The organism is Catellatospora tritici (assembly GCF_019083965.1).
Classification (GTDB): Bacteria; Actinomycetota; Actinomycetes; order Mycobacteriales; family Micromonosporaceae; genus Catellatospora; species Catellatospora tritici.
Genome location: NZ_JAHRCY010000013.1, coordinates 57,029 through 71,151, shown reverse-complemented (window position 1 = coordinate 71,151; position 14,123 = coordinate 57,029). Strand labels below are relative to the sequence as shown.

The following is a 14,123-nucleotide window of genomic DNA, read 5'->3' as shown; positions in this document are numbered from 1 at the left end:
CGGGCAGGCTACTCGGCCGCGAGCGACCCGCACAGAATCGAACCGGGGACGTTGACCGCGACCCAGGCCGCGTTGACGGTCTTGTACTCGATCGAGCACATGCCGTACAGGTCTGCCGCGGCGGCCAGGGTGTAGGCGCGCATGGTGGTGCCGGGGCTGCCCGGGTTGACGTACTTGACCGTGGGCAGCGCGTACACCTTCAGCGCCCGGTACCAGATCTTCTCCGCCTTGGCCCGGCCAATGCCGACGACCCCCTTCGCCGCACCGCAGACCGGGCTGAAGCCCCACGGGGTGGCGCCGGTGCCCTCGGCCAGGTCGAAGAAGAAGTGCTTGCCGACCCCTGCCGACACGTGCGGATCCGCGCCCGGGGTCGCCGCCGACCAGCAGCTGTGCGACGAGCCGTCCAGCGCCGGGTCGTACAGGTTGCTCAGCGGCACCCCGGTGCCGTAGATGTCGACCTCCTCGCCGATGGTGTAGTCGGCGGGGTCGCCGGGCGCGCCCGCGTAGAACTCGACCATGGTGGCCCAGATGTCGCTGCTGGCCTCGTCGATGCCGCCGGACTCGCCGCTGTAGACCAACGGGACCAGGGCATCGGTGTACCCGTGGCTCAGCTCGTGCCCGACGACGTCGATCGCGGTGAGCGGGCGGGCGTTGCCCGCGCCGTCACCGAAGGTGAGCTGGGTTCCGTCGTAGAACGCGTTGACGTAGTTGCTGCCGTAGTGCACCCGCGAGGTGATGCCGGTGCCGCTGCCGGTACGTCCGCTCTGCCCGTGTACGAACTTGAAGTAGTCGTACGTCTTCGCCGAGGCGAAGTGCGCGTCGGCGGCGGCGCTGGCCCGGTTGGTGATCGTGAAGTTGCCCCACGTGTTGTCAGCGTCGGTGAAGGTCGTGCACGGCCCGCTCGTGGTGTTGAACATGTCGCAGGTGCGGTTGCCGCCGTGCGACGGGTCGACCATGGCGTACGACGCACCGCCGAACGTCGTGTCGATGCTCACCGCCCCCGACCAGATCGCCAGCCCGGTCCCGAGCACGGTCTCGATCTCGTCGTACGACCCGTACACCGTGCCGGTCGTCGCGTCGGTCAGCACGTGCCGGTGTGACGGGGTCTGCCCGTCGGTGGCCCAGCCGCGCACCACGGTCTCCCAGGCCAGCCTGCCCGCGTCGGCGTCGACGACAAGCTCGGGCGCGCCGACCGACGTGACCGTACCGTGGAAGGCGCGCCGGGACGCCGCGGCCGCCGACGCCGCTGTCACGCGGGCGGTGGGGTCGAGGGTGAGCGGCGCGGCCGACGCGTCGCCCACGCCGGTGGCGGCACCGGTACGGTCCAGGTGCGCTACGACGTCGCCGCCGTGCACGCGCAGGCCGTGGTACCTGCGCTGGAAGCGGACGTGGGCGCTGCCGTCGGCGTCGACGATGGTCCGCTGTGGCTGGTAGGTCTCGGCGCCGGTGGCTGTCCCAGGTGCGGTGAGCGACGCGAGCGCCGCGGTGACAGCGTCGGTACGCGGTCGCGGCGCGCCGGACGCGGCGGTGCCCGCAGCGGCCGTGACCAGCAATGCGGCAACGGCGACGGCGACGGTACGTCTCATGGATGGCTCCCCGGATGACGGTTCCGTGCGGGTGACGCACAGATGTCTCTGTATATAACAGCCGCATTGAGGTTCATAGATTGCTCCGCTGTCATTCACCCGGGACCGACGACCGTGCCGGGCGGACGAGGGCCGTTGCCGGCGGCGTCAGTCGCCGCGGCGGCCCCGGTTGCGGCGCTCGGGAAACGCGTGGCAGACTCGGCATGCATCGCATTACGCGGTCATTCCACGGTTAGGAACGAAGTCCATGGTCTCGGCGTCCCCCAGCGGCCGCCGTCGGCACTGAGCCGCTGCCATACCGGCAGCTGGTCCTCGCAGTGCCCACCGCTCTCACGGCGGCCCGACAGCCCGGTGCCTGAGCGCACCGCCCCGTTCGGACCTTTCGCGCGCCCATGACGCCTGTCCCGGCGCGTGCCACCGCTTCGCTTCCGTGAGGATCAACCACCACCATGGACACGATCGTCCAGCAGTACGCCGTAGCCAACCTTCGCCGCCGCCCCCTGGTCGTCGAGACCCCGGGTTTCGTCTGCGGCTTCGACCCCGACAGCACCAGCCCGTACCTCAACTACGCCACTCCCCTGCCCGGCGCCGCACCGGCCGATGACGACGTACGGGAGCTGATCGCCGCGTTCCGCGAGCGCGGCCTGCTGCCCCGACTCGAGTTCGCCCCCGGGGCCGCGCCCGCCGTCGCCCCGGCGCTGTACGCCGCCGGGTTCACCGTCGAGCAGACGCACGAGTTCCTGGTCTGCACCCCGGACACGTTCACGTCGCCGCACGGCGGGCCGCTCGCGGAGACCCCGCACTCCGACGACGACTTCCTGTCGATCGACGCCGCCCTGTCCGAGGCGTTCACCGGCGAGTTCGCCTCGTCGGCAGGCGGCGCCGCCCGGCTGCGCCGGCTGCAGGACGGCGGCGGGGCGGTGCGGTTCGTCAGGGCACCCGACGGAACCTGCGCGGGCGGCGCCACCTGCGCGCCCACGGCCGTCGGCACCGCCGAACTGGCGGGCGTGGGCACGCGCCCGCCGTACCGCGGCCGAGGCGTCGCCGCCGCCGTCACGGCGGCCGTGGCGGCGGCCATGTTCACCCAGGGCGCGGCCTCGGTATGGCTGGAGTACTCCGGCGACGGTTCTCGCCGCGTCTACGAACGCCTCGGCTTCCGCCCCACCGGCACGCGCCTCTATCTGCACCTGCCCGCCTGATCGCGCTAGGGTCTTCCACCAGGCAAAACGGGGTCGACGCGCATCGCACGGTGGTGCGGTGCGCGTCGGCAGGCGTGAGCGATGATCCCCTGTCCGGCGACGGCGTCAGCTCACGGTCTCTGCTCGCCCGTCGGCCCGGCCAGGGTCGCGAGTGTGGTGCGCAGCCACGCGAGTTCGGTACGCGTGGTCGCGGTGGCGATGGTGAACATGCCCTGCCGGAACGGGTCGTCGAAGTCCGCCGCGCGCAGCGGCCGGTCCCCGTCCCACAGGAAGCTGGCGGGCTGGGTGAGGAAGGCGAGCCTGCGGTTCAGCACGGCAGACTGCGCCACGGGATCGTCCAGGTGGCGCAGGAACGCGAGCAGCGTGAACCACCTGTTCTCGTCGGTGATGAACAGATCGTCGGGCTGGCGCAGGCGCCGCAGCAGTTCGGCCCGCCCGACCTCGGTGAGGGTGAGCATGTGGCGCGGCGCGGCGATCTGTCCCCGCTGGACCTCGCGGGTCAACTGCCCGGCCGCCTCCATCCGCTTGATCAGGGGATACAGCGTGCCGTCGGCGATCGGCCGTACGTGGCCGGTCAACGCGGCGACGCGCTTACGCAGGTCATAGCCGTGCAGTGGCTGCTCGTACAGGAACCCGAGCACCGCGAGCTCGATCATCCATTCCCCCTGAGTCGACCTTCACCCCAGTATGCCTTGTCTCCGTGATACCTTGAGTCCGAGGTATTCAAACGAGATTGAGGAGCAGGAAGCAATGCGCGACGCACAGGTGCTGCCCGACGGAAGCCGCATCCGCTGGGTGGAGCTGCCGGGCACCGACCCGGCCCGGGTCTTCCTCCACGGCTTGGGCGCCACCTCGGCGCCGTATTTCCTCAACACGGCGACCCACCCGGCCCTGGCCGGGCACCGGACTCTGCTGATGGACATGCTCGGCTTCGGCGTCAGCGACCGGCCCGCCGACTTCGGATACACCCTGGAGGAGCACGCCGACGTGCTGGCCGCCGCGCTGACGCAGGCCGCGGCGACCGGGGCGGAGGTGATCGCCCACAGCATGGGCGGCGCGGTCGCGATCGTGCTCGCGGCGCGCCACCCGCACCTGGTGGCCAAGCTGGTCCTGGTCGACGCGAACCTGGACCCCAGCACACCGGCGCGCCGACCCGGCAGCTCCGGCATCGCCACCTACACCGAGCCCGAGTTCCTGGCACACGGGTGGGACGAGACGCTGGAGCGGGTCGGCCCGCACTGGGCTGCCACGATGCGCCTGGCTGGGCGCGAGGCCCTGCATCGCAGCGCGGTGCATCTGGCCCGCGCGACGGTGCCCACCATGCGCGAGCAGCTGCGGAGCCTGGCCATCCCCCGCACGTACCTGCACCCCGCCGGCGCTGAACCCGGCGGCGTGGCGCAGTTGACGCAGGCCGGGGTACGGCTCGTGGCCATTCCCGACACGGGGCACAACATCATGCTCGACAACCCCGACCGCTTCGCCCACGAAGTCGCCGACGCGCTCGGCGTGACCACCGGGGCGTGACGGGCTATACAGAATCTTGACGTAACAGAACCTTCACGAAGTTGTGAAAGAAGCGTACGTTCAGGGCTATGACTCACGCGATCTCCGCGACCGGTCTGACCAAGGCGTTCGGGCGCAGCCGTGCGCTCGACGGCCTGGATCTGACGGTCGCCACCGGCGAGGTGCACGGCCTGCTCGGGCCCAACGGTGCCGGAAAGTCCACCACCATCCGCGTCCTGCTCGGCCTGCTGCGCGCCGACTCCGGCCAGGTCCAGGTGCTCGGCGGGGACCCCTGGCGCGACGCCGTCGCCCTGCACAAGCGCCTGGCGTACGTGCCCGGCGACGTGAACCTGTGGCCCAACCTCACCGGCGGTGAGGCGATCGACCTGTTCGGCGACCTGCGCGGCGGCCTGGACAAGGCGCGGCGCACCGAACTGGAGGAGCGGTTCCAGCTCGACCCGACCAAGCGCTGCCGCACCTACTCCAAGGGCAACCGGCAGAAGGTGGCGCTGGTGGCGGCCTTCTCCTCCGACGTCGAACTGTTCATCCTCGACGAGCCGACCTCCGGCCTGGACCCGCTGATGGAGGCGGCGTTCCAGCAGACCGTGCGCGAGGTGACCGCGCGCGGCGCCACCGTGCTGCTGAGCAGCCACATCTTCTCCGAGGTCGAGGCGCTCTGCGACAGGGTGAGCATCATCCGCGAGGGGGTGACCGTCGAGTCGGGCACGCTGACCGAGCTGCGGCACCTCACCCGTACCACGATCACGGTGGAGACCGGGCAGCCGTTGACCGGGCTGGGCGAGCTGGCGGGCGTGCACGACCTGGACGCCGACACCACCCGCGCCCGGTTCGACGTCGACGCGGCCGCGCTGCCCGGCGTGCTGGCGCGCCTGGCCACGCTCGATGTCAAGGCGCTGACCAGCCAGCCGCCGACGCTGGAGGAGCTGTTCATGCGCCACTACGGCCGGCAGCCCGCCGAGACGGAGGCGACACGGTGAACGCGTACGCGGGCACCGGCCGCCTGGTCCGGCTCGCGGCTCGGCGCGACCGCATCCAACTGCCGGTCTGGATCGTCGCCGCGGCGGCGCTGTCCTCGGCCGGGGCGAGCGCGGTCGCCAGCGAGTTCGCCGACGAGCAGTCCCGCATCACCGCGCTCAAGGGGGCGGGCACCAGCGCCGCGATCCTGGTGATGCGCGGCGTGCCGGTCGGCGCCGACCTCGGCGCGCTGGTCAACTTCCGCAACCTCACCACCATGCTGGTCGTGGTGGCGCTGATGAGCACCTTCGCGGTGGTCCGGCATACCCGCCAGAACGAGGAGAACGGGCGCGCCGAGCTGATCGGCGCGGGCGCGGTCGGCCGCCACGCCCCGCTGTCGGCCGCGCTGATCACCATCGGTGTCGCGAACGTACTGCTGGGCCTGGTGGTCGCCGCCACGCTGATGGGCGCGAAGCTGGGCACCGAGGGCGCGCTGGCGTTCGGGGCGGCGTGCACCGTCACCGGCCTGGCGTTCGCCGGGGTGGCCGCGGTCGCGGCCCAACTGTTCCAGGGCGCGCGGGCGGCCAACGGCACCGCCGCCACCGCCGTCGGCGTCGCGTACCTGGTGCGGGGCATCGGCGACGCGCTCGGCGAGCGGGCAGCCGACGGCATCGCCGTCGACCCCGGTTGGCTCACCTGGGTGTCCCCCCTGGGCTGGGGCGAACTGGCCCGGCCGTACGGGCAGGAGCGCTGGTGGGTGCTGGTGCTGCCGCTGCTGCTCGCCGCCGTGCTCGTCGCGGCCGCGTTCGCGCTGGTGGATCGCCGGGATCTGGGCGCGGGCATGCTCCCGGACCGGCCCGGTCCGGCCACCGCCGCGCGTACGCTGCGCGGCCCGCTCGGCCTGGCCTGGCGGCTCAACCGGGGCTCCACCCTGGGCTGGGTGATCGGCAGCGCCGTGTTCGGCCTGGGCATCGGCTCGCTGGGCAAGGCCGTCAAGGACGCGCTCGGCACCAACGCGGGCGTGGTCGACATGATGAACGGCCTGGCGGGCGGGGGTGGACCGAGCCTGGTCGACGTCTTCTTCGCCGCCATGATGAACGTGTACGGCGCGCTCGCCGCAGGCTTCGTGATCCAGGCGCTGCTGCGGCTGCGCGCGGAGGAGTCCGGCGGCACGGCCGAGGCGGTGCTCGCCACCGCCGTGGGTCGGATCCGTTGGGTCGCCGCGCATGTGATCTGGGCGGTCTTCGGCGCCACGGTGCTGCTGGTGCTGGCCGGGGTGTTCATGGGCCTGGCCGACGCCGCGGCCGGTGGTGAGGTGGGCGTGCTGACCCTGGCCGGGGCCGGGCTGGCCCAGCTGCCCGGCGCGCTGGTGGTGGCCGGGTTCGTGGTGCTGGTCTTCGGCGCGCTGCCCCGATACACCGTCGGCCTGGCCTGGGCCGCGCTGGTGGTGAGCATCGCCTGCGGGCTGTTCGGCGACCTGTTCGGACTGCCCCAGCTGGTACGGGACCTGTCCCCGTTCACCCACGTGCCGGCGATCCCGGCCGTGGACCCGACCGCCACCCCGATCCTGGCTCTGCTCGGCGTCGCGATCGCGCTGACGACGGCCGGGATGGCGCTGTTCCGGCGGCGGGACCTGGCCACCTGACACGTGACAGCGCTGGCTGCGGCCGGACCGACCGGTGATGGAGGATGTGCGGATGGCCGAACGTGACGAGGAAGCGGTACGACGTTTCGTCGAGCACCTGGCGGTGACGCTGTCCGATCTCGGCTTCCCCCGCATGCCCGCGCGGGTCCTCGGCGCCCTGACCTGCACCGAGGACGGGGTGATGACCGCCGCGCAGCTCGGCGAGTGGCTCGGGGTCAGCCCTGCCGCGGCCTCCGACGCCGTGCGCTACCTGGTCCAGGTCGGCCTGGTGCTGCGGGAGCCGGTCCCCGGTTCCCGCAGCACCCGCTACCGCTCGGTCAGCAACTCCTGGTACATGGCCAGCGTCGCCAAGGGCGGCGTGTACAAACTGGTCGCCGATGTGATGGCCGAGGGCGTCTCGGCCGTGGGCGCCGAGTCCGCCGCGGGCGCCCGACTCACCGAGATGACCGAGTTCTTCGTCTTCCTGCAGGACGAGATCGCGGCCCTGGTCGCGAAGTGGCAGGCCACGCGGGCGCGTACGCCCTGACGGCTCAGGCCTGGACGACCGCCGCGGCCGCCTGACAGGCGTGTTCGGCGGTCGCCCGGTGGTGCCGGGCCACGCGCTGCAGCAGCGTCCGCAGCGTCTCGCGCTCCTCCTCGGCCAGCCCCGCGAGGATCTCCCGCTCCGCGCGCTCCAACTTCTCCCGGACCCGCTTCAGCACGGCCCGGCCCTGCTCGGTCGGGACGAGGCGGCGCGCCCGCCGGTCGGCCGGGTCGGGCTGCCGCTCGATCAGCCCACCGCGCTCCATGTCGTCGACCAGGTACGTCATCACGGTCCGGTCGATGCCCAGCTGCTTGGCCAGCGCGAGCTGGCTGGCGCACACCCCCGCCGCCGACAGCGCGAGCACCTGATAGCCGCGCCCGCCGCCGGGCACACCGTCGGCCGCGTCGGCGGCGGCCTTGAGGTACTGCCGGAACACCGCGCCCAGGGCCAGGCCGAAGTCCGTGGCGGAACCGGGGTCGCCCGCGCAGGGATTGGTGGCGGCGGGGGCGGGTGTGGCGGTCACGGACTCGATGGTACGCGAGTGGCGGTGCCACGCGAGATGTGCTAGGAACTAGATGTTCTGTCAAACAGAACATCTGGAAGTAAGCTCGTCTGGGAAAGCGAGATGTCATGAACCTGTTCCGCCTCGACGCCAGCATCCGTACCGACGGGTCGGTCAGCCGTGAGGTCGCCGATACCGTCGAAGCGGCCTGGCGGGGCGACCAGCCGCACCCGGCCGTGCTGCGCCGCGACCTCGGCGCGGCCCCGCTGCCCGCGCAGGCCTGGGCCGACGCCGTGGTGGGCGGCCGCACCCCGGCCGAGCACCGCAGCGCCGCGCAGGCCGAGGCGGTGGCGCTCGCCACCGACCTCGCCGACGAGGTACTGGCCGCCGACGCCTACCTGTTCGCCGTGCCGCTCTACAACTTCAACATCCCGCAGCAGCTCAAGGTTTGGATCGACCTGCTCATGACCGACCCGCGGCTCGGACCCGGCGCGGACCGGCCGCTGCTCGGACGCCCGGCAGCCCTGGTCGTGGTGCGCGGCGGCGGGTACGGGCCGGGCAGCCCACGCGAAGGCTGGGACCACGGCACGCCCTGGCTGCACCGCATTTTCAGCGACGTGTTCGGCCTCGACCTGCACCAGGTGGAGGCGGAGCTGACCCTGGCCGGGGTCAACCCGGCGATGGAGGCCCTGCGCGGCCTGGCCGACCAGTCCCTGCGCGACGCCCATGCCACCGCGCACAGCCACGGCCGCACCCTCGCCGACCGCGTCCGCACCCCCGTCGGCTGACCACCTCGTGCGCGGACCGGCGCTGCTGCCGGTCCGCGCCGCCACGCTGCGCGGCATGGGCAGATACGCAACCGCGCGCGGCTGGATCCAACTGGACCCCGATCAGCGGGGCGCGGCCGAGGCCATCGGCCTGATGCTGATCTCCCCCGAGGAACAGGACGCCTACTGGTGGGAGATCAGGGACGGCCTGGTGCTGCGGCGCACGGCCCCCGCAACAGCCTGGATCGACGAGTAACCGGCGGAGATCCGAAATCGTGGACGCTGGATGTCGCCATGACAGCACCCAGCGTCCACGATTTCGGATCATGATGCGGCAGGCACCGGTTCCAGGGGGTACGGCCGCTCGACCGGCAACCGCGCCGCCGCCCCCGCCAGGTCACCTGCCACCACCAGTGCCCGGATCTCGCGACAGGCCGCGGTGACGTCCTCGATGCCCAGCGTCCACTCGTCGACGTAGCGGGGCACGGCCTCGCCGGACAGACCGATCTGGATCGCCCGGTACGGCAGCGGCCGCAGGTGCAGGTCGCGTTCGGGGTCCCACTGGACGCGCACCGGGGCGCGCAGTGATCGCTGCCACTGTGCCCGGTCGGCGTGCACACCATGCTCGTAGCTGCTCAACGCGCTGTTGGCCAGGGCCCAGGCGAAGCCCTCGCGCCGGATCCGGATCGCCAGCACGTGCTCCTGGCCGGGCTTGGCCGCCCAGCCGCTGCGGTACATCATCCACAGGAACGACGGCTTGATCCACGTCATCCGATCCCGCTTGAACCCGGTCGAGAACCGCCCCGCGGCCACCGCCGGTTCGGCGATCAGGGACGAATACGCCTGGTAGACGGTGATCGAGTCCGCGTCGTAGCAGGCCCGGATCTGCCGCATCGGTGTCGCTGTCACGGATCACGACGGTAGCCGCCGGACACGGCTCGGTGCCCGCCCATTTCCACTCGGCGCGCTCGGCGGCCGCGCCCGGCGCGGTGATGGGGGTCGCAGTGTGGAGGACGGGGGTGTGGCAGACGGTGGACGCTGGCAGGATCGACCGGCGTGGCAGCCCCCAAGCGCGTAGCGCTCATCACCGGTAGTTCCCGTGGCCTGGGCCGGGCCGTCGCCAAGCGGCTGGCCCGCGACGGCATGGCGGTGGCGGTCAACAGCCGTCGCTGCGGCGGACCGCTGGCGCAGCTGGTCGACGAGATCCAGGCCGAGGGCGGCACCGCGGCCGCGTTCGCCGCCGACGTCACCGACGAGACCGCCGTGGCTGAGCTGGCCGCTTCCGTCGAGCGCTACCTGGGCCCGATCGACGTGCTGGTGCTCAACGCCACCGGACCACAGCCCGAGGCGCCGATCGCCGAGGCGGACTGGCAGGCGCACCTGAGCCAGCTCGCGTTCTTCGTGCAGAGCCCGGTGCTGCTCGGCCGTGCCCTGTCCCCCGGCATGGTCGAGCGCCGCTGGGGCCGCATCATCCACATCGATTCGGAGATCGCCGATCGGCCGCCGGTGGGCTGGTCGGCGTACGCGTCGGCCAAGAGCGGCCAGATCGGCCTGGCCCGCGCCTGGGCGCACGAGCTGGCCCCGCACGGGGTTACCGTGAACACCGTCGCGCCGGGCTGGATCCCGGTGGAGCGGCACGAGGGCAGCGAGACCGACGGCTACCTGGCCACGGTCCCGTCCGGCCGGATGGGTACGCCCGAGGACGTGGCGCACGTGGTGAGCTTCCTCGCCACCGAGGGCGCCGGGTTCGTCACCGGCCAGCGCATCGTGGTCGACGGCGGCCGCAGCCTGCACGTCTGAGCGATCGGCACGAGCGGAGGCACGGGCGGAGGCACGGGCGGAGGCACGGGCGGAGGCACGGGCGGAGGCACGAGCGGAGGCACGAAACGGCGGCACCGGGCGGCGGGGCGCGGCCGCGTTGAGCGTCATCGCACCCCGGCGACGACGACTGGAGCGCGGCGGACCTCGGTGCGCCGGGTCGCCGCCCCGTTCCGGCGGAGGGCCAGCTCGGAGCTCACACCTGCCGGGTTGTGCGTACAACCAGCAGGTGTGAGCTCGGGGACTCACCAGGTCAGCCGGACGTGGCCGTCCGCGCCGGCCAGGCCGGTGACCCCGGCCGAGGACGTGCCGCCGGCGCCGCCGCCCAAGGCCGCCAGGCTGCTGTCGTACGCCCCGTTGCCGCCCGCGCCGCCCTTGCCGCCCTTGCCGCCCGCGCCGCCCGCACCGCCGACGCCGTGCGGCACCCCGTCGGTAACCGTGCCGCCCGCACCGCCGGTGCCGACCACGGACGCGCCCGCGCCACCGGTGCCGCCGTTGCCGTTGGTGGCGCCGTCGGCGCCGGACGCGCCGCCGGTGCCGTTGGTGCCGTTGCCACCCGGGTTGCCGTCGGCGCCGTCGACCGCCTCGCACAGGCGCGGCGACAGCACGGCGCCGTGGCCCCCCACGCCGCCGTCGCCGGGGGTGGTGCTGCCGAGGCCGCCGGGCCGGGCCTGGCCGGGACGGGCGGCGGTGGCGTCCTCGCCGCCGGGGCCGTTGTCGGCGAACGCCGGGCCGCCCTTGCCGCCCTCACCGCCCGCGGCGGCGGTCAGGCTCAGCGGGGTGCCGTTGAACAGCACGCTGACCTCGGTGGGCGCGCCATCGGCGCCGTCGGAACCGGCTGCCGAGGACTGGCCCGAATTGCCGTTACCGCCGGGCGCGCTGGGCGCACCGCCTGCCACCCCGGTGGCGCCGCGACCGCCGCTACCGCCCCGACCGAGCACGATGGACAGGTGGGCGGGCGGGAACCCGGCGGGCAGCACGCACTTGACGTACTGGCCCGCGCCGCCCGATCCGGCGCCCGCGCCCCCGCCGCCGGAACTGCCGCCCCCGCCGCCGCCACCGCCCCGACCGAGCAGGGCCTTGCCGCCGCCCCCGCCGCCCCCGCCGCCACCACCGGCGGTGCCACCGCCGCCTCCGCCGCCCGCGCCCCACATTTCGAGGGTCACGGCGACGCCCTGGGGCAGGTCGAAGGTGTAGGTTCCGGCGCCGTCGTAGGTCTGCTCACCGGCCCCGGCGGCGCTCCAGGAAGTGGCGCTCCAGGAAGGAGTGGCGCCGGTCAGCGCGGCGGTGAGCAGGGCCGCGGCGACGACCGCGGCCCGATCAATCTTTCGCATTGGTCACCTTTCACAACGATTGGCCAGATCGTACGGAGACAGTCCCGATCCGATCCGCCATCGCCACGCCAGTGACCAGCCAAAACTTGTCGAGGTCGCGGGCCGGGCGACGCTCACCGCCCGGCCCGCGACACGGTCAGGGCAGGGTCCACTTCTGGTTGGCCGCCCCGGCGACGCAGGTCCACAGGTGCACGACCGTGCTGTCGGCGGAGTTGTTGCCCGACACGTCCAGGCACTTGCCCGACTGCGGGTTGCGCAGGGTCTGGTCGGCGGACTGGTAGGCCCAGTTCTGCGCGCCGGAGCCGTTGCAGGTCCACAGCTGGATCTTCGTACCGTCGGCGCTGCCGCCGCCGGAGACGTCCAGGCACTTGCCCAGCGCCCGCAACGTCTGCCCGCTGACGGTCCAGTTCTGCGCCCCGGAGCCGTTGCAGGTGTAGAGCTGGATCTGGGTGCCGTCGGCAGTGCCGGAACCGCGTACGTCCAGGCACTTGCCCGCCAGGCCCTTGATCGGGCCGGTGCCCGGCGTCGCCGTCTTGACCAGGGTGAAGTCGTCGACGTCGAACAGGCCGGTGCCGGTGCCGGTGAACGTCAGGAACAGCGTCTGGTTGCCGGTGGGCACACCGGTCAGCGGGGCGCTGACGTTGGCGTACGTGGACCAGCTGCCCGTGTTGGGCACGGCGACCGTGCCGAGGATCGGGCCGGTAGTGGAGCCGGTGCGCACCTGGATGGCACCGCCCGGACCGCCCGACACCACGCGGGCCCGGAAGCTCGTCGCCCCGCCGGTGTTGACGTTGGCGTACGACGCCCAGTCGCCCGGGTCGACATAGCCGAGCGTCTGCCCGTTGTTCGCGCCCGCCTTGGTGAACGCCTGTACGCCACTGGCGGTGGTGAACGACTCCGCCTGCAGCGTCACGTCGGTCGGCGTGGTGCCGCCCAGCTCCTTGATCCGTACGTTGCGGAACGCGGCGGTGTCGCCGGTGCCGTGGTTCTGGATGCCGATGTGCCCGGCCAGGCTCCGCACCGGATTGGTGTTGGTGAAGTCGTTGATCTTCACGCCGTTGAGGAAGATCTGCAGCCGCTCCCCCTCGACCAGCAGCTCGTAGGTGTTCCACTCGCCGGGCGGGTTGAGCGCGGCGTCGCGGGCGGCGATGTTGGCCGACTGGAACGTGTACACCGAGCCGGTGGTCCGGTCGGCGGCGTCGGTGGCGTCGATCTGCACCTCGTAGCCGTTGTCCACCGCCGACCACGGGTCGGTCGACGGCGGGAAGCCGATGAACACGCCCGAGTTCGAGTCGCCGGTGAGCTTCCAGTCCAGCTTCAGCGAGTACGAGGTGAACTGCTTGGCGCTGTACCAGAACAGGCCCATGCCGCCGACGGTGGTCAGCGTGGCGTCGCTGTTGGTGAGGCTGCCCGGCCCCGCCTGCGACCAGCCCGTGGTCGAGCCGTTGTAGAGGGCGGTGTAGCCGTTCTCGGGGCGGCAGTCGGCCTTGGTGCGGTTGGCGGCGTACCGGATGCCGCCGAGCAGGTGCGCCCGGAACGCGGGGTCGGCGTACGACTCCTGGGTGTGTCCGGCGCCGGTGTAGAACGACCGGCCGCTGTCGATCGTCTTGCACCACGCGTGCGGGTGGTCGGCGCCCATGCCGCCGCCGGTGTAGGACGACTCGTCGAGGGTGGCCAGCACCTTCGCGGTGGACCGGACGTTGGTCTGGTAGTTGTACCACTCGTCGGTGCGGGTCCAGGTCTGCGGCAGGTGCGCCGTGGCGGCCTTGGCCCGATCCTCAATCTTGACGTTGGCCTGCTGGATCGCCGGGTGCGAGGCGAACCAGGCGCCGACGAGGTTGCCGTAGAACGGCCAGGAGTACTCGGTGTCGGCGGCGGCGTGCACGCCGACGTACCCGCCGCCGCCCCGGATGTAGCTCTCGAAGGCGGTCTGCTGGGTGTCGTTGAGCACGTCGCCGGTGGTGTTGAGGAAGACGACCGCCTCGTACTGCGCCAGGTTGGCGGTGGTGAAGGCGGCGGCGTCCTCGGTGGCGGTGACGGTGAAGCTGTTGGCGGCGCCCAGATCACGGATGGCCTGGGTGCCCACGGCGATCGAGTCGTGCCGGAAGCCGGCCGTCTTGGAGAAGACCAGCACGTCGTACGGGGTGTCGGCGGCGGCCGCCGGACAGGCGGTGGCCGCGAGCACGGTCAGCGTGGCCGCGGCCGTGCCTAGCGCGGTTCGCAGGATGCTGCGCACGGGGTTGCTCCTTTAACGAGGGAGGGAGCGGACCG

14 protein-coding genes are annotated in these 14,123 nt (G+C 72.6%); 8 read left to right on the top strand and 6 right to left on the bottom strand.

Annotated features, from left to right (window positions below):
- Window positions 1–8: 8 nt before the first annotated feature.
- Window positions 9–1,586 (bottom strand): M4 family metallopeptidase, encoded by a 1,578-nt coding sequence (locus KUA19_RS26950; protein WP_217400354.1) that lies wholly within the window; start codon window positions 1,584–1,586, stop codon window positions 9–11.
- A gap of 449 nt (window positions 1,587–2,035) precedes the next feature.
- Here KUA19_RS26950 and KUA19_RS26945 point away from each other — a divergent pair, with 449 nt between their 5' ends.
- Window positions 2,036–2,785 carry a GNAT family N-acetyltransferase gene (locus KUA19_RS26945; RefSeq protein ID WP_217400352.1) on the top strand — a complete coding sequence of 250 codons (750 nt, stop codon included), beginning with the start codon at window positions 2,036–2,038 and terminating at the stop codon, window positions 2,783–2,785.
- A 110-nt stretch (window positions 2,786–2,895) separates the two neighbouring features.
- On the opposite strand, the gene KUA19_RS26940 is transcribed toward KUA19_RS26945, so the two are convergent.
- On the bottom strand, window positions 2,896–3,441 hold the full coding sequence (locus tag KUA19_RS26940; protein WP_217400350.1) for a PadR family transcriptional regulator: 546 nt from the start codon (window positions 3,439–3,441) through the stop codon (window positions 2,896–2,898).
- 94 nt (window positions 3,442–3,535) lie between these two features.
- Between KUA19_RS26940 and KUA19_RS26935 the strand changes: the two genes are divergently transcribed.
- The 4 genes from KUA19_RS26935 (at window position 3,536) to KUA19_RS26920 (ending at window position 7,434) form a co-directional block, all read left to right on the top strand.
- On the top strand, window positions 3,536–4,309 hold the full coding sequence (locus tag KUA19_RS26935; RefSeq protein WP_217400348.1) for an alpha/beta fold hydrolase: 774 nt from the start codon (window positions 3,536–3,538) through the stop codon (window positions 4,307–4,309).
- A gap of 68 nt (window positions 4,310–4,377) precedes the next feature.
- Window positions 4,378–5,286 carry an ABC transporter ATP-binding protein gene (locus KUA19_RS26930; protein WP_217400346.1) on the top strand — a complete coding sequence of 303 codons (909 nt, stop codon included), beginning with the start codon at window positions 4,378–4,380 and terminating at the stop codon, window positions 5,284–5,286.
- Window positions 5,283–6,908 carry an ABC transporter permease gene (locus KUA19_RS26925; RefSeq protein WP_217400344.1) on the top strand — a complete coding sequence of 542 codons (1,626 nt, stop codon included), beginning with the start codon at window positions 5,283–5,285 and terminating at the stop codon, window positions 6,906–6,908. Before KUA19_RS26930 ends, KUA19_RS26925 begins: the two co-directional genes overlap by 4 nt.
- Before the next feature lie 52 nt (window positions 6,909–6,960).
- On the top strand, window positions 6,961–7,434 hold the full coding sequence (locus KUA19_RS26920; RefSeq protein WP_254550188.1) for a GbsR/MarR family transcriptional regulator: 474 nt from the start codon (window positions 6,961–6,963) through the stop codon (window positions 7,432–7,434).
- 4 nt (window positions 7,435–7,438) lie between these two features.
- Here KUA19_RS26920 and KUA19_RS43155 read toward each other — a convergent pair whose 3' ends face one another.
- The gene (locus KUA19_RS43155) at window positions 7,439–7,954 is read right to left on the bottom strand and encodes a MarR family winged helix-turn-helix transcriptional regulator (protein ID WP_217400339.1); all 516 of its coding nucleotides are present in this window, start codon (window positions 7,952–7,954) and stop codon (window positions 7,439–7,441) included.
- A 107-nt stretch (window positions 7,955–8,061) separates the two neighbouring features.
- Between KUA19_RS43155 and KUA19_RS26910 the strand changes: the two genes are divergently transcribed.
- Window positions 8,062–8,721 (top strand): FMN-dependent NADH-azoreductase, encoded by a 660-nt coding sequence (locus tag KUA19_RS26910; RefSeq protein WP_217400337.1) that lies wholly within the window; start codon window positions 8,062–8,064, stop codon window positions 8,719–8,721.
- Between the two features lie 55 nt (window positions 8,722–8,776).
- Window positions 8,777–8,956, top strand: a complete 180-nt coding sequence (locus KUA19_RS26905) for a hypothetical protein (RefSeq protein ID WP_217400335.1) — start codon at window positions 8,777–8,779, stop codon at window positions 8,954–8,956.
- Between the two features lie 68 nt (window positions 8,957–9,024).
- On the opposite strand, the gene KUA19_RS26900 is transcribed toward KUA19_RS26905, so the two are convergent.
- Window positions 9,025–9,594, bottom strand: a complete 570-nt coding sequence (locus tag KUA19_RS26900; RefSeq protein ID WP_217400641.1) for a DUF4291 domain-containing protein — start codon at window positions 9,592–9,594, stop codon at window positions 9,025–9,027.
- Window positions 9,595–9,756: 162 nt separating this feature from the next.
- On the opposite strand from KUA19_RS26900, the gene KUA19_RS26895 reads away from it, so the two are divergent.
- The gene (locus tag KUA19_RS26895; RefSeq protein WP_308167677.1) at window positions 9,757–10,500 is read left to right on the top strand and encodes an SDR family NAD(P)-dependent oxidoreductase; all 744 of its coding nucleotides are present in this window, start codon (window positions 9,757–9,759) and stop codon (window positions 10,498–10,500) included.
- 263 nt (window positions 10,501–10,763) lie between these two features.
- On the opposite strand, the gene KUA19_RS26890 is transcribed toward KUA19_RS26895, so the two are convergent.
- Together KUA19_RS26890 and KUA19_RS26885 are read right to left on the bottom strand one after the other, a co-directional pair.
- On the bottom strand, window positions 10,764–11,852 hold the full coding sequence (locus tag KUA19_RS26890) for a hypothetical protein (RefSeq protein WP_217400333.1): 1,089 nt from the start codon (window positions 11,850–11,852) through the stop codon (window positions 10,764–10,766).
- 136 nt (window positions 11,853–11,988) lie between these two features.
- A complete protein-coding gene (locus tag KUA19_RS26885) occupies window positions 11,989–14,088 on the bottom strand; it encodes a ThuA domain-containing protein (protein ID WP_217400331.1) in 2,100 nt (699 codons plus the stop codon).
- Window positions 14,089–14,123: the final 35 nt, after the last annotated feature.

What these genes read in the sequence shown, in the direction of transcription:
- KUA19_RS26950 (WP_217400354.1), bottom strand. Translation starts at nt 1,586, where the DNA reads ATGAGACGTACCGTCGCCGTCGCCGTTGCCGCATTGCTGGTCACGGCC.
- KUA19_RS26945 (WP_217400352.1), top strand. Translation starts at nt 2,036, where the DNA reads ATGGACACGATCGTCCAGCAGTACGCCGTAGCCAACCTTCGCCGCCGC.
- KUA19_RS26940 (WP_217400350.1), bottom strand. Translation starts at nt 3,441, where the DNA reads ATGATCGAGCTCGCGGTGCTCGGGTTCCTGTACGAGCAGCCACTGCAC.
- KUA19_RS26935 (WP_217400348.1), top strand. Translation starts at nt 3,536, where the DNA reads ATGCGCGACGCACAGGTGCTGCCCGACGGAAGCCGCATCCGCTGGGTG.
- KUA19_RS26930 (WP_217400346.1), top strand. Translation starts at nt 4,378, where the DNA reads ATGACTCACGCGATCTCCGCGACCGGTCTGACCAAGGCGTTCGGGCGC.
- KUA19_RS26920 (WP_254550188.1), top strand. Translation starts at nt 6,961, where the DNA reads ATGGCCGAACGTGACGAGGAAGCGGTACGACGTTTCGTCGAGCACCTG.
- KUA19_RS26910 (WP_217400337.1), top strand. Translation starts at nt 8,062, where the DNA reads ATGAACCTGTTCCGCCTCGACGCCAGCATCCGTACCGACGGGTCGGTC.
- KUA19_RS26905 (WP_217400335.1), top strand. Translation starts at nt 8,777, where the DNA reads ATGGGCAGATACGCAACCGCGCGCGGCTGGATCCAACTGGACCCCGAT.
- KUA19_RS26900 (WP_217400641.1), bottom strand. Translation starts at nt 9,594, where the DNA reads ATGCGGCAGATCCGGGCCTGCTACGACGCGGACTCGATCACCGTCTAC.
- KUA19_RS26890 (WP_217400333.1), bottom strand. Translation starts at nt 11,852, where the DNA reads ATGCGAAAGATTGATCGGGCCGCGGTCGTCGCCGCGGCCCTGCTCACC.